This window comes from Burkholderia sp. AU45388 (genome assembly GCF_030481585.1).
Lineage (GTDB): Bacteria > Pseudomonadota > Gammaproteobacteria > Burkholderiales > Burkholderiaceae > Burkholderia > Burkholderia sola.
Genome location: NZ_JAUJPV010000007.1, coordinates 189,339 through 213,932 on the forward strand (window position 1 = coordinate 189,339; position 24,594 = coordinate 213,932).

General features: G+C 68.7%; 21 protein-coding genes. 15 read left to right on the forward strand and 6 right to left on the reverse strand.

All coding sequences use genetic code 11. From position 1 onward, the window contains the following. Positions 1-134: 134 nt before the first annotated feature. The 10 genes from QZM72_RS15205 (at position 135) to QZM72_RS15250 (ending at position 12,952) form a co-directional block, all read left to right on the forward strand. On the forward strand, positions 135-1,508 hold the full coding sequence (locus QZM72_RS15205) for an undecaprenyl-phosphate glucose phosphotransferase (protein WP_089469447.1): 1,374 nt from the start codon (positions 135-137) through the stop codon (positions 1,506-1,508). Positions 1,509-1,582: 74 nt separating this feature from the next. After that, a complete protein-coding gene (locus tag QZM72_RS15210) occupies positions 1,583-2,995 on the forward strand; it encodes a UDP-glucose/GDP-mannose dehydrogenase family protein (RefSeq protein ID WP_089469280.1) in 1,413 nt (470 codons plus the stop codon). 30 nt (positions 2,996-3,025) lie between these two features. Further along, entirely contained in the window at positions 3,026-3,469 is a 444-nt protein-coding gene (locus QZM72_RS15215; protein ID WP_006482944.1) for a low molecular weight protein-tyrosine-phosphatase, read from the forward strand. Further along, complete coding sequence (locus tag QZM72_RS15220; RefSeq protein WP_089469281.1) at positions 3,463-4,641, forward strand: polysaccharide biosynthesis/export family protein; 1,179 nt, start codon at positions 3,463-3,465, stop codon at positions 4,639-4,641. The genes QZM72_RS15215 and QZM72_RS15220 overlap by 7 nt, the downstream gene beginning before the upstream one ends. Before the next feature lie 50 nt (positions 4,642-4,691). After that, positions 4,692-6,917, forward strand: coding sequence for a polysaccharide biosynthesis tyrosine autokinase (locus tag QZM72_RS15225; protein WP_301738548.1), 2,226 nt, complete (start codon positions 4,692-4,694; stop codon positions 6,915-6,917). 62 nt (positions 6,918-6,979) lie between these two features. Further along, a complete protein-coding gene (locus tag QZM72_RS15230; protein WP_089469283.1) occupies positions 6,980-7,939 on the forward strand; it encodes a glycosyltransferase family 2 protein in 960 nt (319 codons plus the stop codon). Positions 7,940-7,982: 43 nt separating this feature from the next. Continuing rightward, complete coding sequence (locus QZM72_RS15235) at positions 7,983-9,128, forward strand: glycosyltransferase family 4 protein (RefSeq protein ID WP_301738549.1); 1,146 nt, start codon at positions 7,983-7,985, stop codon at positions 9,126-9,128. Between the two features lie 10 nt (positions 9,129-9,138). Continuing rightward, a complete protein-coding gene (locus QZM72_RS15240) occupies positions 9,139-10,605 on the forward strand; it encodes an O-antigen ligase (RefSeq protein WP_089469285.1) in 1,467 nt (488 codons plus the stop codon). Beyond that, positions 10,602-11,786 carry a glycosyltransferase family 4 protein gene (locus QZM72_RS15245; protein ID WP_301738550.1) on the forward strand — a complete coding sequence of 395 codons (1,185 nt, stop codon included), beginning with the start codon at positions 10,602-10,604 and terminating at the stop codon, positions 11,784-11,786. Before QZM72_RS15240 ends, QZM72_RS15245 begins: the two co-directional genes overlap by 4 nt. After that, the gene (locus tag QZM72_RS15250; protein ID WP_301738551.1) at positions 11,786-12,952 is read left to right on the forward strand and encodes a glycosyltransferase family 4 protein; all 1,167 of its coding nucleotides are present in this window, start codon (positions 11,786-11,788) and stop codon (positions 12,950-12,952) included. Before QZM72_RS15245 ends, QZM72_RS15250 begins: the two co-directional genes overlap by 1 nt. Before the next feature lie 150 nt (positions 12,953-13,102). Here QZM72_RS15250 and QZM72_RS15255 read toward each other — a convergent pair whose 3' ends face one another. Beyond that, the gene (locus tag QZM72_RS15255) at positions 13,103-14,338 is read right to left on the reverse strand and encodes an MFS transporter (RefSeq protein ID WP_301738553.1); all 1,236 of its coding nucleotides are present in this window, start codon (positions 14,336-14,338) and stop codon (positions 13,103-13,105) included. A gap of 153 nt (positions 14,339-14,491) precedes the next feature. On the opposite strand from QZM72_RS15255, the gene QZM72_RS15260 reads away from it, so the two are divergent. Together QZM72_RS15260 and QZM72_RS15265 are read left to right on the forward strand one after the other, a co-directional pair. Beyond that, positions 14,492-14,962, forward strand: a complete 471-nt coding sequence (locus QZM72_RS15260; protein ID WP_301738554.1) for a helix-turn-helix domain-containing protein — start codon at positions 14,492-14,494, stop codon at positions 14,960-14,962. Positions 14,963-15,030: 68 nt separating this feature from the next. Beyond that, positions 15,031-15,966 (forward strand): hypothetical protein, encoded by a 936-nt coding sequence (locus QZM72_RS15265; protein WP_301738555.1) that lies wholly within the window; start codon positions 15,031-15,033, stop codon positions 15,964-15,966. Here the strand turns inward: QZM72_RS15265 and QZM72_RS15270 are convergent. From QZM72_RS15270 to QZM72_RS15280, 3 genes are all read right to left on the reverse strand, one after another. Continuing rightward, complete coding sequence (locus QZM72_RS15270) at positions 15,866-17,407, reverse strand: MFS transporter (protein WP_301738556.1); 1,542 nt, start codon at positions 17,405-17,407, stop codon at positions 15,866-15,868. The two genes, QZM72_RS15265 and QZM72_RS15270, sit on opposite strands and share 101 nt — an antisense overlap. Positions 17,408-17,527: 120 nt before the next feature. After that, a complete protein-coding gene (locus QZM72_RS15275; RefSeq protein WP_089469290.1) occupies positions 17,528-18,301 on the reverse strand; it encodes an AraC family transcriptional regulator in 774 nt (257 codons plus the stop codon). 26 nt (positions 18,302-18,327) lie between these two features. Next, positions 18,328-18,669, reverse strand: coding sequence for an FKBP-type peptidyl-prolyl cis-trans isomerase (locus QZM72_RS15280; protein WP_006479474.1), 342 nt, complete (start codon positions 18,667-18,669; stop codon positions 18,328-18,330). Positions 18,670-19,247: 578 nt separating this feature from the next. On the opposite strand from QZM72_RS15280, the gene QZM72_RS15285 reads away from it, so the two are divergent. Both QZM72_RS15285 and QZM72_RS15290 read left to right on the forward strand, forming a co-directional pair. Beyond that, the gene (locus QZM72_RS15285) at positions 19,248-20,165 is read left to right on the forward strand and encodes a metal-dependent hydrolase (RefSeq protein WP_089469449.1); all 918 of its coding nucleotides are present in this window, start codon (positions 19,248-19,250) and stop codon (positions 20,163-20,165) included. A 448-nt stretch (positions 20,166-20,613) separates the two neighbouring features. Beyond that, positions 20,614-22,104 carry a sigma-54 dependent transcriptional regulator gene (locus QZM72_RS15290; protein WP_301738573.1) on the forward strand — a complete coding sequence of 497 codons (1,491 nt, stop codon included), beginning with the start codon at positions 20,614-20,616 and terminating at the stop codon, positions 22,102-22,104. A 29-nt stretch (positions 22,105-22,133) separates the two neighbouring features. On the opposite strand, the gene QZM72_RS15295 is transcribed toward QZM72_RS15290, so the two are convergent. Beyond that, positions 22,134-22,520: a GtrA family protein gene (locus tag QZM72_RS15295; RefSeq protein WP_089469292.1), complete on the reverse strand. Its 387-nt coding sequence runs from the start codon at positions 22,518-22,520 to the stop codon at positions 22,134-22,136. A gap of 607 nt (positions 22,521-23,127) precedes the next feature. On the opposite strand from QZM72_RS15295, the gene QZM72_RS15300 reads away from it, so the two are divergent. Further along, positions 23,128-23,376 (forward strand): hypothetical protein, encoded by a 249-nt coding sequence (locus tag QZM72_RS15300; RefSeq protein ID WP_089469450.1) that lies wholly within the window; start codon positions 23,128-23,130, stop codon positions 23,374-23,376. A gap of 217 nt (positions 23,377-23,593) precedes the next feature. Here QZM72_RS15300 and QZM72_RS15305 read toward each other — a convergent pair whose 3' ends face one another. After that, complete coding sequence (locus tag QZM72_RS15305; RefSeq protein ID WP_089469293.1) at positions 23,594-24,376, reverse strand: ABC transporter substrate-binding protein; 783 nt, start codon at positions 24,374-24,376, stop codon at positions 23,594-23,596. Positions 24,377-24,594 lie beyond the last annotated feature (218 nt).

Below are 24,594 nucleotides of genomic sequence, written 5' to 3' on the forward strand. Positions count from 1 at the left end.
CGAAATACTTGTGCGCTTGAGGCGGAATTTTCTTGTCGCTTCAATAGCGTCATGCAACGTTTGAATCGAATGTGCGGCACGGGTCGCGCAAGGCGCTGTTCGGCAAACGCCTGTTCAAAGAAGAGGAAACAGACATGTTGAGCGTGCTGGCGAGAGTCATCGATATCGCGATGGTCGTGACGGGCGCGCTGATCGCGGCCGCGCTGCACGACGGCAGCATCGGGCTCAACGACCTGCAGCGCACGACGGTGCTGTTCGACTGCCTGCTGGTCGTCGTGTTCTTTCCGGCCGTCGGCATCTACCAGTCGTGGCGCGGCAAGCGTCTCGTCGGGCTGGTGGTGCGCGTGGCGTTCGCGTGGCTCGCGGTCGAGCTCGCGGGCATCCTGATGAGTTTCAGTTTTCACCAGTCGGGCGACCTGTCGCGGCTGTGGCTCGGCTACTGGGCGCTCGTGACGATGGCGCTGCTCGCCGGCTCGAAGGCCTGCGTGCACGTCGTGCTGCGGCAGTTGCGCCGCGGCGGCTACAACCTGAAGGCGGTCGCGATCGTCGGCGGCACGCCGGCGGCGCGGCGGCTGATCGCGCAGATGCGCGCGCGGCCGGAAGCCGGCTTCAACCCGGTGTGCGTGTACGACGAAAGCGAGGCGCCGGGCGAAGTCGCGCTCGACGACGTGCGCATCGAGCGGCAGTTCGAATCGCTGGTGTGGCTGGTGCGCAGCCGCGCGATCAGCGAGCTGTGGCTCACGCTGCCGATCACGGAGGAGCGCCGGATTCACCAGATCGTGACGGTGTTCCGCCACGACTTCGTGAACATCCGCTTCATCCCGGACGTGCGCACGCTGTCGTTCTTCAACCAGGAAGTGGTCGAGGTGCTCGGCGTGCCGGCGATCAACCTCGCGGCGTCGCCGATCACCGACGTGCGGATCCTGCCGAAGTTCGTGTTCGACCGGCTGTTCGCGCTGGCGGCGCTCACCGCGCTCGCGCCGGTGATGGTGCTGATCGCGGCGCTGATCAAGCTGACCTCGCGCGGGCCGGTGTTCTTTCGGCAGAAGCGCAAGGGCATCGACGGGCACGAGTTCGAGATCTACAAGTTTCGCTCGATGAAGGTGCACCAGGAAGTGGCCGGGCAGGTCACGCAGGCGACCAGGAACGACTCGCGCGTGACGCCGGTCGGCCGGTTCCTGCGCCGCACGAGCCTCGACGAGCTGCCGCAGTTCATCAACGTGCTGAAGGGCGAGATGTCGGTGGTGGGGCCGCGCCCGCATGCGCTCGCGCACGACGACATCTACAAGGATCTGGTCAAGGGCTACATGTTCCGCTACCGGATCAAGCCCGGCATCACCGGCTGGGCGCAGATCAACGGCTATCGCGGCGAGACCGACCAGATCGAGAAGATGATGGGCCGCGTGAAGCTCGACCTGTACTACATGCAGAACTGGTCGTTCTGGCTCGACATCAAGATCGTCGTGCTGACGCTGTGGAAAGGCTTCACCGGCAGCAACGCGTACTGACACCGACGCGCCGGGTCGCGCAGGCATTCCGGTTTTCCGAATTTCGAATCATTGGTCAAGGGGTCCGACACATCATGAATCTGACTATCATCGGCAGCGGTTACGTAGGGCTTGTCACCGGCGCCTGTCTCGCCGACATCGGGCACGACGTGTTCTGTCTCGACGTCGACCAGGCAAAGATCGACATCCTGAACGACGGCGGCGTGCCGATCCACGAGCCGGGCCTGAAGGAAGTGATCGCGCGCAACCGCTCGGCCGGCCGCCTGCGCTTCTCGACCGACATCGAGGCCGCGGTCGCGCACGGCGACGTGCAGTTCATCGCGGTCGGCACGCCGCCCGACGAGGACGGCTCGGCCGATCTGCAATACGTGCTCGCGGCGGCGCGCAACATCGGCCGCTACATGACCGGCTTCAAGGTGATCGTCGACAAGTCGACGGTGCCGGTCGGCACGGCCGAGCGCGTGCGCGCGGCGGTCGCCGAGGAGCTCGCGAAGCGCGGCGGCGACCAGATGTTCTCGGTCGTGTCGAATCCGGAATTCCTGAAGGAAGGCGCGGCCGTCGACGATTTCACGCGGCCGGACCGCATCGTGATCGGCTGCGACGACGACGTGCCGGGCGAGCGTGCCCGCGAGCTGATGAAGAAGCTCTACGCGCCGTTCAACCGCAATCACGAACGCACGCTGTACATGGACGTGCGCTCGGCCGAGTTCACGAAATACGCGGCGAACGCGATGCTCGCGACGCGCATCTCGTTCATGAACGAACTGGCGAACCTCGCCGACCGCTTCGGCGCGGACATCGAGGCCGTGCGCCGCGGGATCGGCTCCGATCCGCGCATCGGCTATCACTTCCTGTACGCCGGCTGCGGCTACGGCGGCTCGTGCTTCCCGAAGGACGTCGAGGCGCTGATCCGCACGGCCGACGAGCACGGCCAGTCGCTGCAGATCCTGAAGGCCGTGTCGTCGGTCAACGCGACGCAAAAGCGCGTGCTCGCCGAGAAGATCGTCGCGCGTTTCGGCGAGGACCTGAGCGGCCGCACGTTCGCGCTGTGGGGCCTCGCGTTCAAGCCGAACACCGACGACATGCGTGAAGCGCCGAGCCGCGAGCTGATCGCCGAGCTGCTGTCGCGCGGCGCGCGCGTCGCCGCGTACGACCCGGTCGCGCAGCAGGAAGCGCGCCGCGTGATCGCGCTCGATCTCGCCGATCACCCGAGCTGGCTCGAGCGTCTGTCCTTCGTCGACGACGAGGCGCAGGCCGCGCGCGACGCCGACGCGCTCGTGATCGTCACCGAATGGAAGGCGTTCAAGAGCCCCGACTTCGTCGCGCTCGGCCGGCTGTGGAAGGCGCCGGTGATCTTCGACGGCCGCAACCTGTACGAGCCGGAGACGATGAGCGAGCAGGGCATCGAGTACCACCCGATCGGCCGGCCGGGCTCGCGCCAGGCCGTCGCCGCGCGCGTGCCGGGCGCCGCGCGCGCCAGCGCGTAACCCGTTTTTCGTCACTCGTTGCGAGACGCCATGTTCCGGAACATCCTGATCGTCTGCCACGCGAACGTCTGCCGCAGCCCGGCGGCGGAAATGCTGTTCAAGTCGCACGCCGCGTCGCGCGGCGGCCCGCGCCCGACGTTCCATTCGGCCGGCGTCCACGCGAACGACGGCGACGGCATCGATCCGGTGATGCGGCAACTGCTCGCCGAGCGGGGCGTCGATGCGACGACCCATCGCTCGCGGCGGCTGTCGCGCCGGATCGTGCGCGACGCCGACCTGATTCTCGTCAGCGAGCGTCGACAGATCGCGGCCGTCGAAGCGGTCGATCCGTTCGCGCGCGGCAAGGTTCACCTGCTCGGCAAGTGGGAAGGGGCCGAGATCGCGGACCCGCACGGCGGCCCCGAGGCCGACTACCGCGAGAGCTACTCACTGATCGAACGTCTGGTTCAAGGATGGCTACAGAAACTATGCTGAAACGCCCGATGCGCCCGGTGGCGCTTGCCGTCGCGCTGACGACTTTCCTGTCAGCCTGTGCAACCGCGCCCGGCAACTACCTCGACTCGTCGAACCTGAAGGACGAAGGCCGGCAGGAAGCGGCCGAAACCTATCCGGTTCATTACATCGACGCCAAAGTGGTGATGGACCAGCTGCAGAAAGCGCAGGTCGATCATCCGCTGCCGCCCGGGCGCTATACCGATCCGTCGCAGTACACGTATCGCGTCGGCCCGCAGGACATCCTCGGCGTCACCGTGTGGGACCACCCGGAGCTGACGACGCCGCAGGGCCAGTCGTTCTCGAGCGGCGGCAACACGACGCAATCGGTCGCGGGCGCGCTGCAGCAGCCGTATACGACCGCGCTGCCGGGCCAGGCCGATCCGTACGGCCAGACGGTCGCCGCCGACGGCACGATCTTCTTCCCGTTCGTCGGCCGCATTCGCGTGGCGGGCAAGACGGTCGCGCAGATTCGCGACGAGATGGCGTCCAGCCTCGCGCGCTACGTGAAGAACCCGCAGCTCGACGTGCGCGTGCTGTCGTTCCGCAGCCAGAAGGTGCAGGTGACGGGCGAGGTGAAGCAGCCGGGCCCGCTCGCGGTGAGCGACGTGCCGCTCACGCTCGTCGACGCGATCTCGCGCTCGGGCGGCTCGACCGCCGAGGCCGACCTGCAGCGCGTGCGCCTGACGCGCGACGGCAAGCTGTACACGCTCGACGCGAACGGCGTGCTCGATCGCGGCGAGGTGAAGCAGAACGTGATGCTGCAGCCGGGCGACATCGTCAACGTGCCGGATCGCAGCGACAGCCGCGTGTTCATCATGGGCGAGGTCAAGACGCCGGTCACGGTGCCGATGCTCAAGGGCAAGCTGACCATCGCCGACGCGCTGACCGCGGGCGGCGGGATTCTCGACACCGATGCGAACCCGCGCAAGATCTACGTGATGCGCGGGATGCGCGACAACCCGACGAAGCCTGAAGTGTTCCGTCTCGACATGACGCAGCCCGATGCGCTGATGCTGTCGAGCCGCTTCCCGCTTCAGCCGCTCGACGTCGTCTACGTCAGCACGGCCAGCTCGGTGCAGTTCAACCGCGTGCTGCAGCAGGTGCTGCCGACGATCCAGACGATCTTCTACATGCGGCAGATCACGCGCTGATAGCCCGCCGGGGCGGCGCCCGCCCCCCGGCACCACTCAAGCGGGAACGAATGGTGAACACGCAAGCGAAACACTCCTACGCGGACCTGACCGCGAAGACCGAGGAAGAGGACGTCGTTCTCGGCCAGTTGCTCCAGGTCATCATGGACGACATCTGGCTGCTGCTCGGCATCGCGGTGACGGTCGTCGCGCTCGCCGGCCTCTACTGCTTCATCGCGAAGCCGGTCTACCAGGCGGACGTGCACGTGCGGATCGAGGGCAACGACAACACGTCGCAGGCGCTCACGCAGACGCAGACGGGCGCGTCGATCAACAGCGGCCCGCAGCAGGCGCCGACCGATGCCGAAATCGAGATCATCAAGAGCCGCGGCGTCGTCACGCCGGTCGTCGAGCAGTTCAAGCTGAACTTCTCGGTCGCGCCGAAGACGCTGCCGGTGATCGGCAGCCTCGCCGCGCGCGTCGCGACGCCGGGCGTGCCGTCGCGGCCGTGGCTCGGCCTGAAGTCGTATGCGTGGGGCGGCGAAGTCGCGGACGTCGATTCGATCAGCGTCGTGCCGGCGCTCGAAGGCAAGAAGCTCACGCTGACGGCCGGCCCGAACGGCACCTATTCGCTGGTCGACGAGAACGGCACGCGGCTGCTGGCCGGCCGCGTCGGCGAATCGGCGCAGGGCGGCGGCGTGACGCTGCTCGTGAGCAAGCTCGTCGCGCGCCCCGGCACGCAATTCACGGTGGTGCGCTACAACGATCTCGACGCGATCAGCGGCTTCCAGGCCGGCATCCAGGTGAGCGAGCAGGGCAAGCAGACGGGCGTCGTGCAGATCTCGCTCGAAGGCAAGGACCCGGACCAGACCGCTGCGATCGCGAACGCGCTCGCGCAGTCGTACCTGAACCAGCACGTGGTCGCGAAGCAGGCGGAAGCGACCAAGATGCTCGACTTCCTGAAGGGCGAGGAGCCGCGCCTGAAGGCCGACCTCGAACGCGCGGAAGCCGCGCTCACGCAATACCAGCGCACGTCGGGCTCGATCAACGCGAGCGACGAGGCGAAGGTCTACCTCGAAGGCAGCGTGCAGTACGAACAGCAGATCGCCGCGCAGCGGCTGCAACTCGCGTCGCTCGCGCAGCGCTTCACCGATTCGCATCCGATGGTGATCGCCGCGAAGCAGCAGCTCGCGGAACTGGAGGGCGAGAAGGAGAAGTTCAGCAACCGCTTCCGCAGCCTGCCGGCGACCGAGGTGAAGGCCGTCCAGCTCCAGCGCGACGCGAAGGTCGCCGAGGACATCTACGTGCTGCTGCTGAACCGCGTGCAGGAGCTGTCGGTGCAGAAGGCCGGCACGGGCGGCAACATCCATCTCATCGATTCGGCGCTGCGTCCGGGCGCGCCGGTCAAGCCGAAGAAGGTGCTGATCCTGTCGGCCGCCGTGTTCCTCGGGCTGATCCTCGGCACGGGCGTCGTGTTCCTGCGTCGCAACCTGTTCCAGGGCATCGAGGATCCGGACCGCATCGAGCGCGCGTTCAACCTGCCGCTGTACGGGCTGGTGCCGCTCAGCGCCGAGCAGGTGAAGCTCGACGCGGCCGCGGAGAAGGGCGGCAGCCGTGCGCGGCCGATCCTCGCGAGCCTGCGTCCGAAGGACCTGAGCGTCGAAAGCATGCGCAGCCTGCGCACCGCGATGCAGTTCGCGATGATGGACGCGAAGAACCGCGTGATCGTGCTGACCGGCCCGACCCCGGGCATCGGCAAGAGCTTTTTGACGGTGAACCTCGCGGTGCTGCTCGCGCATTCGGGCAAGCGCGTGCTGCTGATCGACGCCGACATGCGCCGCGGGATGCTCGACCGCTATTTCGGCCTGACCGTGCAGCCGGGCCTGTCCGAGCTGCTGAGCGATCAGTCGCCGCTCGAGGACGCCGTGCGCGAGACGCCGGTGCAGGGCCTGTCGTTCATCGCGGCCGGCACGCGCCCGCCGAACCCGTCGGAGCTGCTGATGTCGGCGCGCCTGCCGCAATACCTCGAAGGGCTCGGCAAGCGCTACGACGTCGTGCTGATCGATTCGCCGCCGGTGCTGGCGGTGACCGACGCGACGATCATCGGCCGCATGGCCGGCTCGACGTTCCTCGTGCTGCGCTCGGGCATGCATACCGAAGGCGAGATCGCCGATGCGATCAAGCGCCTGCGCACCGCGGGGGTCGATCTGGAAGGCGGCATCTTCAATGGCGTGCCGCCGAAGGCGCGCGGCTACGGTCGCGGCTATGCGGCCGTGCACGAATACCTGAGCGCCTGATCGCATTTCACGACACCGGGCCGGCGCGAGCGGCGCCTGCCCGGCCGACTGGAGAATCCTTGATGAAAATTTCCGTGCTCGTTCCGACCTATCGGCGTCCCGCCGACCTCGCGCGCTGCCTGCTGGCGCTGCAGCGGCAGCAGCGGCTGCCCGACGAGGTGATCGTCGTCGCGCGCCCGGAGGACGACGCCACGCACGAACGGCTCGCCGATCCGGCGGTCGGCGGCGCGCTGCCGCTGCGCATCGTGCCGGTGGAGGTGGCGGGGCAGGTCGCCGCGCTGAACAAGGGGCTCGACTCGGTGAACGGCGACATCGTCGCGATCACCGACGACGATGCGGCGCCGCACCCCGACTGGCTCGCGCGCATCGAAGCCGCGTTCCTGTCCGACCCGCGCGTGGGCGCGGTCGGCGGGCGCGACTGGGTGCACGAGAAGGGCCGCCTGCTCGACGAATCGCGCGAACGCGTCGGCCAGCTGACGCTGTCGGGCAAGATCATCGGCAATCATCACCTCGGCGTCGGCGGCGCGCGCGCGGTCGACATGCTGAAAGGCGCGAACATGAGCTACCGCCGCGCGGCGATCGAACGGCTGCGTTTCGACACGCGGCTGCGCGGCGCCGGCGCGCAGGTGCACAACGACATGGCGTTCAGCATGGAAGTGCAGCGCGCGGGCTGGACGCTGCTGTACGACCCGGCGATCGCGGTCGATCATTTCCCGGCCGAGCGCTTCGACGACGACCGGCGCGATGCGGCGTCGCTGAACGCGATCAGCAACGGCGCATACAACCTGCAACTGACGCTGCGCGAGCATCTGCCGCCGCTGCGGCGCGAGATCGCGTGGTGGTGGTGGACGCTCGTCGGCACGCGCGTCTATCCGGGCTTCGCGCACGTGCTGCTGGCGCTGCCGACCGCGCGGCGTGCCCGCGTGCTCGCGCACTGGCGCGCGGTGCGCCGCGGCGCGCGCGATGCGCGTCGCACCGACCTTGCCCCCCACCGTGCGGCGATGCCGCCGGTGACGTCTTGAACGGCCTGCGCGCCTCGCGCGCGGCCATGCCCGGAGGGCTCGCATGACCACGAAGGCTGCAACGAACGTTCACGTCCATTTGTTCTACGGCGCCGATCCGCGGACCTACCGGAAAGGCGACGACATCGGCTGCCTGTACGGCTATCACCACGCCGAATCCGACGAATTCCGGCTGACCTATTCGCAGGACGGCCGCGAGAACCGCGTCGTGAACATCGCGCGCCGCGCGCTGAAGGCGGCGCTCGGCTTCGACGTCGTGCATGCGTGGCGCAATCGCGCGGCGCTGCTCGCGACCGACGTGATCTGGACGCACACCGAGCAGGAGCATCTGGCGGCCGCGCTGATCCTGAAGCTCGCCGGCGAGCAGGGCAAGCGTCCGCTGCTGCTCGCGCAGAGCGTGTGGCTGTTCGACAAGTGGGGCAGCTTCGGCGGCCCGCGCCGCTGGCTGTATCGCAAGCTGCTCGCGCGCGCCGACGCGCTGACCACGCTCGCTCGCGACAATGCCGACCTGTGCCGCCGCTATCTCGGGCGCGAGGCCGAGTTCGTCTATTACGGACTGAACACGCAGGATTTCCCGCCGGTCGAGCCGAAGCAGTGGCAGCCGAACCGGCCGTTGCGGATCGCCGCGATCGGCAACGACCGCGACCGCGACTGGCGCACGTTCCTCGCCGCGTTCGGCGGCGACGAACGCTACGACGTGCGGCTCGCGACGCGCCGCCGCGTGCCGCGCGAATGGCACGCGCCGAACGTGAAGATCGGCCCGGCGTCGGGGCTCGCGAAGCAGCACGAGCTGTACGCGTGGGCCGACGTGATCGTCGTGCCGCTGCGGCCGAATTTCCACGCGTCGGGCATCACGGTGATGCTCGAGGCGGCGGCCGTCGGCAAGCCGATGATCGTGTCCGACGTGGGCGGCCTGAGCGACTACTTCCCGCACGATACGGCCGCGTATGTGCCGGCGTTCGACGCGCAGGCGATGCGCCAGGCCGCCGACCGCTTCGTCGCCGATCCGGCGGCGGCGCTCGACTGCGCGCAGGCGGCGGCTGCCTGCCTGCGCGAGCGCGACCTGACCACGCAGGCGTTTGCCGAGCAGCACGTGCGGATCACGCGCGACATGCTGCGCCGGCGCCGCACGCCCGCGGCGGCCGGCGTCGCCATGCCGCTCGCCGATTCGCACCCTTCGTCGCAGTGAGCGCGGACCGATGAGTACGATTGCCGCCGAACGCGCGCCGTCGCGCGCCCGCAGCTGGTTCGCCGAGCCGAAGCACTGGGCCGGGCAGGCCGGGCTGTGGACGTTGACCGCCGCGCTGATCGCGATCCACCAGGGCAAGGTGCTGACGCTCGCGTTCCCGGTGCTGGCCATCGGGGTCGGCATCTGGCTGTATTTCAAGAGCCCGGCGCGCTATGTCGGCTTCATGTGGTGGGTGTGGTTCCTGAGCCCGGAAGTGCGGCGCCTGGCCGACTGGTCGAAGGGCGCGTTCACGCCGACGAGCCTGATCCAGGTCGCGCCGCTCGCGGTGACGATGATCGCCGGCCTGGGGCTCATCCGGCATTACCGCGTGCTCGCGCAGCGGCGCGGGATTCCGGTGCTGCTGATCCTGTTCGGGCTCGTGTATGCGTACCTCGTCGGGATCGTGTCGAGCGGCGTGATGGCCGCGACCTACGACCTCGCGAACTGGCTGTACCCGATCCTGATCGGTTTTCACGTCATGGTGAATGCGCGCGACTATCCGGAGTATCGCGACGTGCTGCTGTCCACCTTCATGTGGGGCATGCTCGTGATGGGCGTGTACGGCGTCGTGCAGTACTTCGTGATGCCGCAATGGGACGTGCTGTGGATGGTCGGCTCGCAGATGGGCTCGCAGGGCGAGCCGGTGCCGTACGGCGTGCGCGTGTTCAGCACGATGAATTCGTCCGGGCCGTTCGCGTTCGCGATGATGGGCGCGCTGGTGTTCGTGCTGGTCGCGCCGCAGAAGATCCGCTGGTTCGCGGGCGCGGCCGGTTTCGTGTCGTTCGCGCTGTGCCTCGTGCGCTCGACCTGGGGCGGCTGGGTGATCGCGCTCGCGATCCAGCTCGTCCAATCGAGCAACCGCGTGCGGATGCGGATCCTGATCAGCGGCGTCGTGCTGGTGGGGCTGTGCGTGCCGCTGCTGACCGTCGGGCCGGTGGCCGACCGGCTCGGCCAGCGCCTGCAGTCGATCACGAACCTGAAGGACGACCGCAGCTACGACGATCGCAACAAGTTCTACGCGACCTTCGCGCAGACGGCGTTCACCGACGTCGCCGGCGAAGGGATGGGCGCGACCGGCGCGTCCACCAAGCTGTCGAGCGACAGCGGCGAGCTCGGCAAGTACGGCAGCTTCGACAGCGGCGTGATGAACGTGCCGTTCGTGCTCGGCTGGCCCGGCACGCTGTTGTATCTCGCCGGCGTCGTGATGCTGTTCGGCCGCACGCTGCGCGCGGCGTTCAAGCTGCGCAAGGACAAGTTCGTCGGCGCGTGCCTGAGCCTGTGCCTGTCGACCTTCGCGATGCTCGTGTTCACGAACTCGCTGATCGGCACCGGCGGCCTGCTGATGTTCACGGCCATTTTTTCGATACTTGCCGCGGCGCACTGGCAGAAGGCGCAACGCCTGCTGGCCGCCGCGCGTTCACGGGGAGGCGACCATTGAGAATCGCGATCGTCACGCACGTCGTGCGACACAACGACGGGCAGGGCCGCGTCAATTACGAAATCGCGCGCGCGGCGCTGGCCGAAAACTACGAGGTCACGCTGGTCGCGTCGCATGTCGCGCCCGAGCTGCTGGCCGATCCGCGCGTACGCTGGGTGCCGGTGAAGGTCGGCGGCTTCTGGCCGTCGAATCTCGTCAAGCAGCAGGTGTTCGCGCTGAAAAGCGCGGCGTGGCTGCGCGCGCACCGTAGCGAATACGACGTGCTGCACGTGAACGGCTTCATCTCGTGGATCAAGGCCGACGTGAATACCGCGCACTTCGTGCACGGCGGCTGGTTCAAGAGTCCGTACTATCCGTTCGGGCCCGCCAAGGGGCTGTGGTCGGCCTACCAGTACGTCTATACGCGCGTGAATACCGTGCTGGAGCGCTGGGCGTACAAGCGTTCTCGCGCGATCACCGCCGTGTCGCAGAAGGTGGCCGACGAGATCGCCGGGCTCGGCATCGACAGCCGCAAGATCAGCGTGATCTACAACGGCGTCGATACGAGCGCGTTCGCGGGCGCGCAGGCCGACCGCGCGGCGTTCAAGCTGCCGGCCGACGCGTTCCTGCTGCTGTTCGTCGGCGATCTGCGCACGCCGCGCAAGAACCTCGGCACCGTGCTGAAGGCGCTGACGAAGCTGCCCGCGAACGTGCATCTGGCGGTGGCGGGCTACTTGCCCGGCAGCCCGTATCCGGAAGAAGCGCGCGCGCTCGGCATCGATTCGCGCGTGCATTTCCTCGGGCTCGTGAAGAACATGCCGACGCTGATGTGCTCGGTCGACGCGTATGTCTTTCCGTCGCGCTACGAAGCGATGAGCCTGTCGTTGCTGGAGGCGATGGCGGCCGGCTTGCCGGTCGTCACCGCGCGCACGGCGGGCGGCGCGGAAATCATCACGCGCGAATGCGGGATCGTGCTGGAGGATCCGGACGATCCTGCCGCGCTCGCGCAGGCGATCGGCGCGCTCGCGGCGTCGCGCGACACCTGTCGTGCGATGGGCGACGCGGCCCGCGAACTGATGACCCGTTTCGGCTGGGCCCACATGGGCGCCCAGTACGTCGCGCTTTACCGGCGCATCGGCCAACCCTCGCAGCCGTCCGCTTTCGAGCGGGTCGAGCATGCAATCACGCAGGAGCAACCGTGATGTCCCACTCTTCCCGGCCGATCAAATCGTTGCAGATCGGCATGCACTGGTTCCCCGAACGCGCGGGCGGCCTCGACCGGATGTATTACTCGCTCGTCGGCGCGCTGCCCGGCGCGGGCGTCGAGGTGCGCGGGCTCGTCGCCGGCTCGCCGAAGGTCGCCGACGACACGGGCGGCGCGATCCAGGGCTTCGGGCCCGCGTCGCAGCCGCTCGCGCGCCGGATGCTCGCCGCGCGGCGCGCGCTGCGCGACGAGATCCGCAGCGAGCGGCCGGACGTGATTTCGTCGCACTTCGCGCTTTATACGTTCCCGGGCCTCGACGTGACGCGCGGGATTCCGCAGGTGTCGCACTTCCAGGGGCCGTGGGCCGACGAAAGCCAGGTCGAGGGCGCCGCGTCGCTCGGGCAGCGCGCGAAGCGCTATCTCGAACAGGCGGTCTATACGCGCTCGTCGCGGCTGATCGTGCTGTCGCAGGCGTTCGGCCAGATCCTGACGCACCGCTACGGGATCGATCCGTCGCGGGTGCGCGTGATTCCGGGCTGCGTCGATACCGCGCAGTTCGACACGCCGCTCACGCCCGCCGAGGCGCGGCACAAGCTGCAACTGCCGCAGGACCGGCCGATCGTGCTGGCCGTGCGCCGGCTCGTGCGGCGCATGGGGCTGGAGGACCTGATCGACGCGATCGGCCTCGTCAAGCGCCGTCACCCCGACGTGCTGCTGCTGATCGCCGGCAAGGGCAAGATCGGCGAGGAACTGCAGCAGCGTATCGACGAAGCCGGGCTGCAGGACAACGTGAAGCTGCTCGGCTTCGTACCCGACCATCATCTCGCGGCGCTGTACCGCGCGGCGACGGTCAGCGTCGTGCCGACGGTCGCGCTCGAGGGCTTCGGGCTGATCACCGTCGAATCGCTGGCATCCGGCACGCCGGTTCTGGTCACGCCGGTCGGCGGGCTGCCGGAGGCGGTCGCCGGGTTGTCGAGCGATCTCGTGCTGCCGTCGACGGGTGCCGATGCGATCGCCGAAGGGCTCGGCGGTGCGCTGTCGGGCGCGATCGCGCTGCCCGACGAGGCCGCATGCAAGCGCTATGCGCGCGATCATTTCGACAACGCGGTGATCGCGCGACGCGTGGCCGGTGTGTACGAAGAGGCGATTCAGGCGGCGGGCTGACCGCCCGCGGCGCGCATCGCGCCGCTGAACCGCAGCGAACCGAAGCCGAACCGAAAACCCGACCGGCACACGTGCGCGGCCGGTTCGCGAGCCGGCCGCCCGCCTCGGGCGGGCCGGCTTTTCCCGTTCCATCCGCCCGGCCGGCGCGCATCATGCACGCCGCAGCGTCGCGGCCCACACGCCGAGCGCGGCCACACTGACTCCCGCACCGAGCACGCAGACACCCGTCCAGCCGGCGCGCGCATACGTCATCGTCGCCGCGAGCGCACCGAGCCCGCTGCCGATCGAATAGAACAGCATGTAGCAGCCGACCAGGCGCGCATGCGCGTCGGGCCGAGCGCCGAGAATCATGCTCTGGTTGACGACGTGCACGGCCTGTCCGCCGACGTCCAGCAGCACGATGCCGACGATCAGCAGCGCAATCGACGTATTGCCGAATGCGAGCGGCAGCCACGCGCAGGCAAGCAGCGCGAGTGCGGCGCCGGTCGTCGCTTCGCCGCGCCCGCGGTCCGCGAGCCGGCCCGCGCGGGCGGCGGCGGCCGCACCCAGCGCGCCGACGAGGCCGAACGCGCCGATCTGCGTGTGCGACATCGCATGCGGCGGCGCGCTCAGCGGCAGCACGAGCGCGCTCCAGAAGATGCTGAACGCCGCGAACATCAGCAGCGCGATCGCGCCGCGCACGCGCAGCACGCGTTCATCGCGCAGCAGCGACACCATCGAGCGCAGCAGCGCCGCGTAACCGATGCGTTCGCGCGGTGCGTGCCGATCGGGCAACAGCCGCGACAGCACGACCAGCATCGCGATCGCGAGCGCACCCGATACGAGATAGACGGCCCGCCACCCGGCGATGTCGGTGACGACGCCCGCCACCGAGCGCGCGGCCAGCAGCCCGACCACGACGCCGCCCTGCGCGGCGCCCACCACGCGCCCGCGTTCGCCTGCGCCGGCGAGCGTGGCCGAGCATGCGATCAGCCCTTGCGTCATCGCGGTGCCGAGCAGTCCGACCGCGACCATTCCCGCCAGCAGCGCGACGCGTGTCGATGCGGCGGCCACGCCGATGCAGGCCGCGGTCAGCAGCAGAAGCTGAACGGCGATCAGGTGCTTGCGGTTCAGCAGGTCGCCGAGCGGCACGACGAACAGCAGCGCGAGCGCGCAGCCGAGCTGCGTCGCGGTGATGACGCCGCCGATGGCCGCCTGCGACACGCCGAAATCCCGCGCGATCGAATCGAGCAGCGGCTGCGCGTAGTAGACGTTCGCGACGCTCGCCGCGCAGCAGACGGCCAGCAGCGCGACGCGCGCCGACGACAGGCGGCCGCCGTCGGCCGGACGAATCGCATCGGTTCGCGCGTTCGATGCAACGGTGCCGGAACGACAGGACGACTCCATGGTGCCCTCATGTAATGTAGTTGCAATTTGAAACTTGTTCGGAGTGTAGGGAAACTGGTTTTAAAATGCAACCTGTTGAGTGGCGGGCGACGGGCTCGCGCACGGATGGCCGGCATCGCCGCGAAGGCGGCCGGCGCGATTGCGGAGAGGAAGATGGCCAGGCAGAAAAGTCTTGCGGATTCGCCGTGCCCGGTGGCGCGCGCGACCGATATCGTCGGCGATCGCTGGGCGTTGCTGATCGTGCGCGATGCGTTCGACGGCGTGCGCCGCTTCGGCGATTTCCGCGCGAGCCTCGGCGTCGCGACCAACATCCTGTCCGACCGGCTGAAGAGGCTGGTGGACGCCGGCGTGTTCGACGTCGTGCCGGCCTCCGACGGCACCGCGTATCAGGAGTACGTGCTGACCAAGAAGGGCGAGGGGCTGTTTCCTGTCATCGTGATGTTGCGGCAATGGGGCGAGGCCAACCTGTTCGCGCGCGGCGAGCCGCATTCGGTGCTGGTCGACCGCGGTACGGGGCGCGCGATCCGCAAGCTCGCGCTGCGGCACGACGACGGCCGGCCTTTGAAGGCGGCCGATACGGTCGTCAGGAAACTCGACGACGAGGCCGGCGCGGCACGGCGGTGAGCGTCATCTGCGACGGTTGCGCCGTCGGATAGACTGTCGCGATCTTCGTCGTCCGGAACCGCATCGCCATGACGCATCCGCTGGATTCCGCCGGTTATCGGCGCTTGCTCGACCTGCAGCACCGCATCTACGACCATGGCGTGCGCGAGGGCGTCGAGGACGGGCGCGACCATGCGGATCCGGCGCAGCCGCTGTGGCTGACCGATTTCAATCATCTCGACGTCGCGCCGCTGCTGGGCGGGCTGCATGTCCGGTATTTCGGCGAGGCTTGGGGCGAACCGCTCGACTGGACGCTGGAATGTCTGGCGGAACCGGAGGTGGCGAGCCTCGTGACCGATCTGGCATTCAGCGGCCCGGACGAAGGTGCGAACGGCACGCGCGAATGGGATTTCGGTCCGCTGCTCGATTCGGATGCGCGCTTTCCGATGCTGCGATCGCTGTATGTGCGGCCGACCGAGCCGGCCGATCACAACATGTCGATGATCGTGCGCCGGGATCTGATCATGCAGGAGGGCGGCGAGATTGCCCGGTTCGTCGCGAAGGCGCCCTGTCTCAACGAGCTGACGGTGCCGAACGCGCCCGATGTGCGCTTCTTCGACGTGCCGTTGCCGCACCTGAACCGGTTGCGCATCGGTGGCGGTAGCGACACGCAGCAGTTCATCGATCGTCTTGCCGGCAGCGACAACCTGCCGTCGCTCGGCTGCCTCGACTTCTCCGAATCGACGGAATTGCATCTGGCGTGGAAGCACGAGCGCGGCGCCGGCAGCGTGACGTCGTTCGACGCATACGAGCGTCTGCTGAAGAGTCCGGCCGGCCAGCGGCTCCGCGCGTTGTATCTGAGAAATACCTGTCTCGATCTCGATGCACTCGAAACGCTGCAGGCGCTGCATCCGCGGTTGCAGTTCATGGTGATTCAGGCCGGCAGCGGTGGGTACGTGAGCCACTTCCGGCGCAACGTTTTTCCGTGGCGTCACCTGATCCAGCCCGACCCCGGCGACGCGTGATCGCACGCCCTCGATCGTGCGCCGACGCTGCCTGGCGCGCACCCGGTGCGCCGCGGTGCGCATCGGTCCGCACGCGGGTCGCGAGCAGCGCGGCCGCGAGCAGCAGCGCGACCGACACGACGGTTTCGATCCGCAACCCGCTGACGACCTGCGATCTACCGCCGCCGCCGGCGAGCGCGCCGAACGCCGCGACACCGATCGCACCGCCGGCCTGCCGCGCGGTATTCAGCACCGCCGACGCGATGCCTGCCCGTTCGGGCGCGACCGATGCGAGCACGGCCGTCGTCATCGCGGGCACCGCGAACCCCATGCCCGACGGAATCAGCAGGAACGGCACGAGCAGCACGCCGAGCGGCGTCGCCGCGTCGACGAAATGCAGCGACCCGTAGCCGAGCGCGGCGACCAGCGCGCCGGCCAGCATCGGCACGCGCGGGCCGTATCGGGCGACGGCGCGTCCGCTCGCGAGATTCGACAGCAGGAAGCCGCCCGTGAGCGGCAGGAATGCGAGCCCGGCCTGCAACGCCGATTCGCCGCGCGCGCGTTGCAGATAGAGCGTGAGCACGAACACGGTGCCGTAGTACGTGAGGTTCACGCAGATCCCGAACAGTACGGCCGCGCTGAACGCGGGACGGCGGAACAACGATAGCGGCAGCATCGGCGCAGCCGTGCGCGATTCGACCGCGATGAACGCGAGCGCGGCCAGCGCCGCCAGCGCGAAGCCGCCTGCCACGACCGGATGCGCGAAGCCGAGCGGCCGCCATTCGATCACGGCGCCGGTCAGCGCGGTCAGCATCGCAATCGCGATGAACTGGCCGCGCAGGTCGAGCGAGCGGCACGGCGCAGCCTGTTCGCGGCGCGCGGGCACCCATGCGAACGTGGCCGCGAGCCCTGCCGCACACAGCGGCAGGTTCACGAGGAAGATGCCGCGCCAGCCCCACGCGGCGATCAGCAGGCCGCCGACGACCGGGCCGGCCGCGATCGCGATCGACCCGGCCGCCGTCCACCCGCCGACCGCGCGGGCGCGCAGGCGCGGGTCGTGCCGGCACGCGTCGTTGAGCAGCGCGAGCGAATTCGGCAGCATGGCCGCGGCGCCGACGCCTTGCAGCGCGCGGGCCGCGATCAGCATCGCGGGCGCGACGGCGGCGCCGCACGCGAGCGACGCAAGCGCGAACAGCAGCAGCCCGGCGATGTACAGGCGGCGTGCGCCGAAACGGTCGCCGAGCGCGCCGCCCGACAGCATCAGCACCGCGAACGCGAGCGTGTACGCATCGACGACCCATTGCAGGCCGGCGACCGGCAGGTGCAGATCGGCGGCGAGATGCGCGAGCGCGATATTGACGATCGTCACGTCGAGCTGCGTGACGAAGAAACCGATGCTGACGGTGGCGACGACGCGCGCGAGCGACGGCGGGAAAGCAGGGGACGGTGTGGTCGTATCCATGCGTCCATCGTAGGCGGCCACGGACAGGCGATGTTTCAGCGGGACGTGAAGCGTCGATACGCGTACCGACGCGTGCTGCCTGCTACGTGCGTCGCTGCGTATTCGGCGAGGCCGATGCGTTCAGTGCCGTTCGCCGCGCCAGCGTCCCGGCGCCATGCCGAAGCGCTTCGTGAACGCATGCGTGAACGTGCTTTGATCGGCGAAGCCGACGCTGCCCGCGATGTCGACGAGCGAATGCCGGCCGTCGGCGAGCAGCACGATCGCGGCGTCGAGCCGCAGCCGCTGCAGGTAGCGATGCGGCGTTTCGCCGAACGCGTCGACGAACAGTTGATGAAACCGGCGCATCCCGTAGCCGCAGTGCGCGGCGAGATCGGCGATGCGCAGCGGATCGGCGAGCCGCGCGCGCAGCCAGCGGTCGATGCGCGCGAAATCGAGGCCCGACGCGGGCGCGGCGATGCCCGCATCGTCGAGCAGCGCGTCGCACAGGCGCGCGGCGGCCTGCCACTGGAAACGGTGCGCGGCGGCCTGCCGTGCGTCGCCGGCCGGCGCATCGTGCTGCGCGGCCGCCGCCGCGACCTGCGCGACGAGCGACGTGAGCGCCGGGTCGATCGACACGGCGCGCGCATGGTCGAACAGCCGCCGCGGTACCGCGAGCGACGCCGCGGGCAGGTCGATCACGAGCTGGCGATTGTCGCCGAGGCCCGCGTAGTCGTGGCGCGCGCCGGCCGGAATCAGCCAGGCCGCGTGCCGGTCGATGCGCCGGCCGATGCCGTCCACCGCCATCACCATCGCGCCATCGACGCCGAGCACGACCTGGTGGAAGTCGTGCACGTCCGACGCTTCGCACGTGGCGTAGCGGCGCAGCGCGATGGCCGGGGAGGCGAGGCGTTCCATCGGGAAGGAACCGGCGGGATGCGGGGTCAGACGTCGAGCAGTTCGACTTCGAACACGAGCGTCGCATTCGGCGGAATCACGCCGCCTGCGCCGCGCGGGCCGTAGCCGAGTTGCGGCGGGATCGTCAGGCGACGCACGCCGCCGACCTTCATGCCTTGCACGCCTTCGTCCCAGCCCTTGATGACCATGCCGCCGCCCAGCACGAACGCGAACGGGTCGTTACGATCCTTGCTCGAATCGAATTTCTGACCGTCGGTCAGCCAGCCCGTGTAGTGGACGCTGACGGTCTTGCCGGCTTGCGCTTCCGCGCCGGTCCCTTCGGTCAGGTCTTCGTACTTGAGGCCCGATTCGGTCGTGATGACGGACATGATTTCTCCTGAAAGAGCGTGACGTAAAACCGCTATTGTAGGCGAGCGCGCCGCGGGCCGGCGCGGGCGGATTTCGTGCCGCCGTACGCGTGTCGGCAAGCGGGGCGGAGCGTCGCGCGCGGGATCGCCCGAAACGCGATTGGAACGCGCGTTTGAATTTTTCGCGTGTCGCGGGGCCGAGGTTGCGCCGCGGCAGTGCGCCGCGCGTATGAATCGATGCGACCGGCACGCGTTGCCGCAGGCTGCACGACCGGCGCCGGAGCGGCGAAAGGCCCGCCACACGGGGCTTGGGGCCCGATGGCGGCGCGCTGCATCGGGCCTGGCAGCTCGCCCGTACGCGAGTTCGCGCGTTCGAATCGCGCCGGGTCCGGGCTCCGTTCGAGCGCCGTTTTTTCCATCTTTCCGACCGTGCCCCGTTTGGAAGCGCGCATCTACCGCGCGGCTTGCGTGCGCCGGCGCGCGCGGCCTATCTTTACATCTGTCGATGTCAGAATTTGGCGGCGCGCGATGTGCCGCCCGGGCTTGCGCCGGCCGCGTCGGATGATGCCGCGCCGCTCGGCAACAGGAGAACGATGAACATGAAGTCAGCCGCTTCCGCCACCGCGGCCGGGATCATGCCGGTGCGTCGCGACCTGCGCTTCGACCTGCCGGTCGAACGCGCGAAGGACTGGCATGGCCTCGGGTCGCACGTGACCCATTTCTTCAACGCGCTGTCGCTGCTGTTTCCGGCCGGCGAGCGCTTCTTCATGGATTCGGTGCGCAACTACCGCGACCGGATCGACGATCCCGTGCTGAAGCAGCAGGTGCTCGGCTTCATTGGCCAGGAAGCGATGCACACGCGCGAGCACGTCGAATACAACGAGCTGATGCAGGCGAACCGGCTGCCCGCGCGCAAGCTGGACAAGCGCGTGTGGACGGTGCTCGGCTACATGAAGCGCAAGCTGCCGCATTCGGTGCAGCTCGCGCAGACGGTGGCGGCCGAGCACTACACGGCGATGCTCGCCGACTGGCTGCTGAGCGACCCGACGCGCCTCGACGGTTCGGTCGAAGGCTACCGGCAGATGTGGTTGTGGCACGCGCTGGAGGAAACCGAGCACAAGGCCGTGTCGTTCGACGTGTGGAATGCCGCGATGAAGCCGGGGCTGCGCCGTTACCTGATCCGCATCGGCGTGTATCTGCTGACGACGCTGACGTTCTGGCCGACCGTGTTCCTGCTCCATGTGACGCTGCTGCGGCGCGATCGCGGCGCCGGCCATCACGTGCGCGGCCTGCTGCGGGTGATCGCGTTCCTGTACGGGCCGCGCCGCGGGCTGTTCCCGCGCATCGCCGGCGAATGGCTGAGCTTTTTCCGGCCGGGCTTCCATCCGTGGGATCACGACAATCGCCACCATCTCGCGCGGGTCGACGCGCTGGCCGCCCGCTACGGCCAGCAAGGCGGCACGCCGGCCGGCCGCGGCCGCGCGAACGCGCCGGCACCGCTCGCGTCGGGCCGCTGACCCGGCCGCCCGCCGCCCGGCGGGGCGCCGCGCATGTTGCGTGCGTGCATCATCTGATTGCTTCCCACGATTGACGCAAATCAACCGGAACCGGTTGCGCGGGCGCCCGCCTGCCCGGCCGGCCGGTTGCGCGCGCATGCGCCGGCGCGCCGAGCGTGCATGCGCCGCGTCGTCGCAGGTAATCGCCGCGCGCCAGCACCGGCGCGGCTTCGCGCGAGCGGCGCCGGTCGCTTCCGGTCGCGCGCCGTGCCCGCCTCCGGGATAACACCCCTCTAGCCGCAGGCCGGCCGCATCGATATACCGTTCATGGCAACGTCGACCTCCGGCGCGATTCATGAGCGGGGGGATTTTATTCGGACGGAAATACGGCCAATATGTCGGTTCGATCGTGTCCGTCGTACGCGGCGGTGAGCCGGCGCGCGATACCAACGCCAAGCGGGGAACAACGATGGTTGCTAGGTCACCCGACGCAAACGGGCAGGCGGCGCCCGAGATGACGGACGTATCCGTCACCGCTCCCGAGGCCGGACGCAAGCTGTTCGTGATCATGCGCACGCCCGACGAGCCGTTGCTCGCACAACTGCGCGGCCTTGGCTGGGAGATCGCGGTCGCGAAGACGGCCGGCGCCGCGCAGAACATGACCTCCGGCGTGAGCGTGGCCGCGGGGCTGGTCGATTTCACCGGGTTCACGTCGCGCGACTATCCCGCGCTGAAGATGTGCCTGAGCCAGCCGGCGATCGGCTGGATTTCCATCGCGCAGGCCGGCATCACGATCGGCCCCGCCGTGCGCGAATTGATCCGCAGCTATTGTTTCGATTACGTGACGCTGCCGCTGCCGTACGAATGGATTTCGCACGTGCTCGGCCATGCGCGCGGGATGGCCGCGCTCGATCGCGTCGACGGCGCCGCCTATGCGGCGTCGATCGGCGAACACGGGATGATCGGCAACTGCGAGGCGATGCAGCAGTTGTTCAGCACGATCCGCAAGGTCGCGAAGACCGACGCGAGCGTGTTCATCTCGGGCGAGTCGGGCACCGGCAAGGAACTGACGGCGCTCGCGATTCACGAACGCTCCGGCCGCGGCAAGGGGCCGTTCGTCGCGATCAATTGCGGCGCGATTCCGCATCACCTGCTGCAGTCGGAGCTGTTCGGCTATGAACGCGGCGCGTTCACCGGCGCGAACCAGCGGCGCGCGGGCCGGATCGAATCGGCGAACGGCGGCACGCTGTTTCTCGACGAGATCGGCGACATGCCGGTGGAAAGCCAGGCGAGCCTGCTGCGCTTCCTGCAGGAAGGCAAGATCGAGCGGCTCGGCGGGCAGGAATCGATCGCGGTCGACGTGCGGATCATCTCGGCCACGCACGTCGATCTCGACGGCGCGGTCGAGGCCGGACGCTTCCGCGCGGATCTCTATCACCGGCTGTGCGTGCTGCGCATCCACGAGCCGCCGCTGCGCGCGCGCGGCAAGGACATCGACATCCTCGCGCACTACGTGCTGCAGAAATTCAAGTCCGACAGCGGCCGCAAGATCAGCGGCTTCACGTCGGCCGCGCTCGACGCGATGCGGCGCTACGAATGGCCCGGCAACGTGCGGGAGCTGATCAACCGCGTGCGGCGCGCGATCGTGATGGCCGAGAGCCGGCTGCTGACGCCGCACGATCTCGGGCTCGACACGCCCGGGGAAACCGAACCGGTGACGCTCGAACAGGCGCGCTCGCTGGCCGAGCGCACCGCGATCGAGAACGCGCTGCTGCGCAACGACCACCGGATCAACAAGGCCGCCGCCGAACTCGGCATTTCACGCGTGACGCTCTACCGGATGATGATCGAGCACGGGCTGAACGATCACGACAACACCGCCAGCAACGGCGGGAATGGCGACAGCGGCGGGCATGATGGCGCGCCGTCGGGCGACGCGGAGCATCAGCGGGTCGGATGAGCGGCTTCGCGCGCTGCGCGCGGTGCGGCTCACCGATAGGTCCACAGCCGGTGCAGCACGAACGTGACGGGCGGCACGCACAGCACGACCGCGACGATGCTCCATGCCCGGGCGAGCCCGAGCGCGTCGGTGCCGCGCGCCAGCAGCATCGTCGCGGCGAGGCCGGCCGTCGCGACCGCGAGAAAGCGCACGAAGTTGCCCCACGTCACCGGCGACGAAAAACTCCACAGCGTGTTGGCGAGATACGAGAACGCGGTCGAACAGGCGAACGCGGTTGCGTTCGCGATGACGGGCGTCGCGTCGAACGACGCGAACATCGCGGCGGCGATCAGCGCATGCAGCGCGGTCGAGCCCAGGCCCGCCACGCCGAAGCGGATCAGTCTCGCGCGCTCGGCGGCATGGAAGGTGCGGATCATCGTGGGCGGAGCGTTTGCGTGAAGTCGCGTGAGGTCGCGTGAAGCGGTGTCGCAGTATAGCCATGCGATCGGCCGCCGCGTCCAGCGTTCGGCAGCGACCCACGGTGCGGCTTGCCGCCGGCATGTAAAGCGCATGAAACATTTCGCGTCGGCCGCCGGGCGAATTTCCGCGGCGAAGCGGGCCGATCGGCCAGCCCGCCGCCGGTAAAAATTCCGCGCTCCATTGTTCAGCCTTATCCCGCAAGGCCCCCGCCGTTGCAAGGCCGGCACGCGCCGCGGCGCCCACGTTTCAGTTCCGTAACTTCCGGCATTCCACGGCCGTTCTGGCCGCCAGCCGGCCCGGTCACCGCCTTGTCCGGCCGGGCTCGCACGGCGCTGGCCCGGTCCTTGCGAAGAAGGTCATGCGAGAGTCGACGACGCGAGATTCGTCCGGTCAGGCAGCGAAAGCCGCCCGTACCGGCCAGGATGCGGTCCGCGGGGATGCGGCGGCCGGGCGCGGTGCGGCGGGCCGCGTCACGGCGAGCACGGCACGTCGTCGCCCGATCGCCGGGGCATCGGCATCGTCCGGTTGCCGGAAAAAACATCAGACAGCAAACGGGGTAGAAAAATGATCGATCGTCACACGCCGCGGTCCGCAGGCCGCGATCGCCGTGATTCGGGACATCGCCGCTCGAACGTCGCGCTGGCGGCCGACAGGCGTGCCTCGACAGGCCATCTCTCCGCGCCCGGTGCGAGGCGGATCCGGCTGGTTGCCGGTCATCCGCGCCGGGTCGGCACTTTCCTGCACGCGAATCCGATCCGCATGGGCATGTGCGCGCGGGCGCCGATACCGCGACGCCCGATCTTCGCCTATTGACGCGGGCGGCACGAGATCCGTTCGCATGACCCTCTTTGCCGCGAACGATTGATCCGTTATCCGAACGATGATCGACGCATCGTGCCGCGCGCGATGCAGGAAGACAGGCATTCGATGCAACGGCGAACCACGCGCCGCCGTTGCCATCCGGTTGAAGGGGAGGGGCGGTCGGACGCGCGCGACGGAAGCGGTATCCGTACGCGCGCGACGCCGTTTTTCAGCCGCCGTAGATGTCGAAGTCGAAGTACTTCGACGCGAGTCGCTTGTAGGTGCCGTCCTTGACCATGTCGGCGATCGCGCGATCGATTTTCGCCTTCAGGTCGGTGTCCTCCTGACGCAGGCCGATGCCGGCGCCGACGCCGAGCAGCTTTTCGTCGACGAGCTCGGGCCCGACGAACGTGTAGTTCGCGCCGCGCGGCGATTTCAGGAACCCGATCGCGGCCTGCACTTCATCCTGGAGCGCCGCGTCGAGGCGGCCGGCGATCAGGTCGGCATACACGCCGTCCTGGTTCTGGTACGACACGACGTTCGCGCCTTGCTTGCCCCAGTACGCCTTCGCATACGTCTCCTGCGTCGTGCCCTGCTCGACGCCGATCGATTTGCCCTTCAGCGATTCGGCGGTCGGCAGCAGCGACGAGCCCTTCTTCACGACGAGCCGCGTCGGCTGGTTGTAGATCTTCGTCGTGAAGCCGATCTGCTGCGCGCGCTGCGGCGTGATCGACATCGACGACAGCACCGCGTCGAACTTCTTCGCCTTCAGCGCCGGAATCATCCCGTCGAAATCGTTCTCGAGCCACACGCATTTCGCCTTCAGGCGCGCGCAGATCTCGTTGCCGAGGTCGATGTCGAAGCCCACGAGCTTGCCGTCCGGCGCCTTCGACTCGAACGGCGCGTAGCTCGCGTCGGTGCCGAAGCGGATCGTGGTCCAGTCCTTCGCGACGGCGGGGCCTGCGGATACCGCGAGCAGGGCGATCGAAACAGCGGCAATCAGTCTCTTCATGGTGCGTTCCTTGGGCAGGGTGCATCCGGGTTCCGGGCGACACGGTTTCCACGGACACGACTCGCGCCGTGACGCGGTGTCCGCCCGGCCATTAACGCAGAAAATAAAATAAGAGTCCAGAATGGACAAAAAATATCGATTTGCCGGATCAGCGTGACGAGCGATGGGTGCGACCCTTGCAAAAATACGAGAATGGACTAATCTTGTTAGTAAATTCG

Excerpts from the sequence above, each read along its gene's own strand:
- QZM72_RS15205 (WP_089469447.1), top strand. The coding sequence starts at position 135 with ATGTTGAGCGTGCTGGCGAGAGTCATCGATATCGCGATGGTCGTGACG.
- QZM72_RS15210 (WP_089469280.1), top strand. The coding sequence starts at position 1,583 with ATGAATCTGACTATCATCGGCAGCGGTTACGTAGGGCTTGTCACCGGC.
- QZM72_RS15215 (WP_006482944.1), top strand. The coding sequence starts at position 3,026 with ATGTTCCGGAACATCCTGATCGTCTGCCACGCGAACGTCTGCCGCAGC.
- QZM72_RS15220 (WP_089469281.1), top strand. The coding sequence starts at position 3,463 with ATGCTGAAACGCCCGATGCGCCCGGTGGCGCTTGCCGTCGCGCTGACG.
- QZM72_RS15225 (WP_301738548.1), top strand. The coding sequence starts at position 4,692 with ATGGTGAACACGCAAGCGAAACACTCCTACGCGGACCTGACCGCGAAG.
- QZM72_RS15230 (WP_089469283.1), top strand. The coding sequence starts at position 6,980 with ATGAAAATTTCCGTGCTCGTTCCGACCTATCGGCGTCCCGCCGACCTC.
- QZM72_RS15235 (WP_301738549.1), top strand. The coding sequence starts at position 7,983 with ATGACCACGAAGGCTGCAACGAACGTTCACGTCCATTTGTTCTACGGC.
- QZM72_RS15240 (WP_089469285.1), top strand. The coding sequence starts at position 9,139 with ATGAGTACGATTGCCGCCGAACGCGCGCCGTCGCGCGCCCGCAGCTGG.
- QZM72_RS15250 (WP_301738551.1), top strand. The coding sequence starts at position 11,786 with ATGTCCCACTCTTCCCGGCCGATCAAATCGTTGCAGATCGGCATGCAC.
- QZM72_RS15255 (WP_301738553.1), bottom strand. The coding sequence starts at position 14,338 with ATGGAGTCGTCCTGTCGTTCCGGCACCGTTGCATCGAACGCGCGAACC.
- QZM72_RS15260 (WP_301738554.1), top strand. The coding sequence starts at position 14,492 with ATGGCCAGGCAGAAAAGTCTTGCGGATTCGCCGTGCCCGGTGGCGCGC.
- QZM72_RS15265 (WP_301738555.1), top strand. The coding sequence starts at position 15,031 with ATGACGCATCCGCTGGATTCCGCCGGTTATCGGCGCTTGCTCGACCTG.
- QZM72_RS15270 (WP_301738556.1), bottom strand. The coding sequence starts at position 17,407 with ATGGATACGACCACACCGTCCCCTGCTTTCCCGCCGTCGCTCGCGCGC.
- QZM72_RS15275 (WP_089469290.1), bottom strand. The coding sequence starts at position 18,301 with ATGGAACGCCTCGCCTCCCCGGCCATCGCGCTGCGCCGCTACGCCACG.
- QZM72_RS15280 (WP_006479474.1), bottom strand. The coding sequence starts at position 18,669 with ATGTCCGTCATCACGACCGAATCGGGCCTCAAGTACGAAGACCTGACC.
- QZM72_RS15285 (WP_089469449.1), top strand. The coding sequence starts at position 19,248 with ATGAAGTCAGCCGCTTCCGCCACCGCGGCCGGGATCATGCCGGTGCGT.
- QZM72_RS15290 (WP_301738573.1), top strand. The coding sequence starts at position 20,614 with ATGGTTGCTAGGTCACCCGACGCAAACGGGCAGGCGGCGCCCGAGATG.
- QZM72_RS15295 (WP_089469292.1), bottom strand. The coding sequence starts at position 22,520 with ATGATCCGCACCTTCCATGCCGCCGAGCGCGCGAGACTGATCCGCTTC.
- QZM72_RS15300 (WP_089469450.1), top strand. The coding sequence starts at position 23,128 with ATGATCGATCGTCACACGCCGCGGTCCGCAGGCCGCGATCGCCGTGAT.
- QZM72_RS15305 (WP_089469293.1), bottom strand. The coding sequence starts at position 24,376 with ATGAAGAGACTGATTGCCGCTGTTTCGATCGCCCTGCTCGCGGTATCC.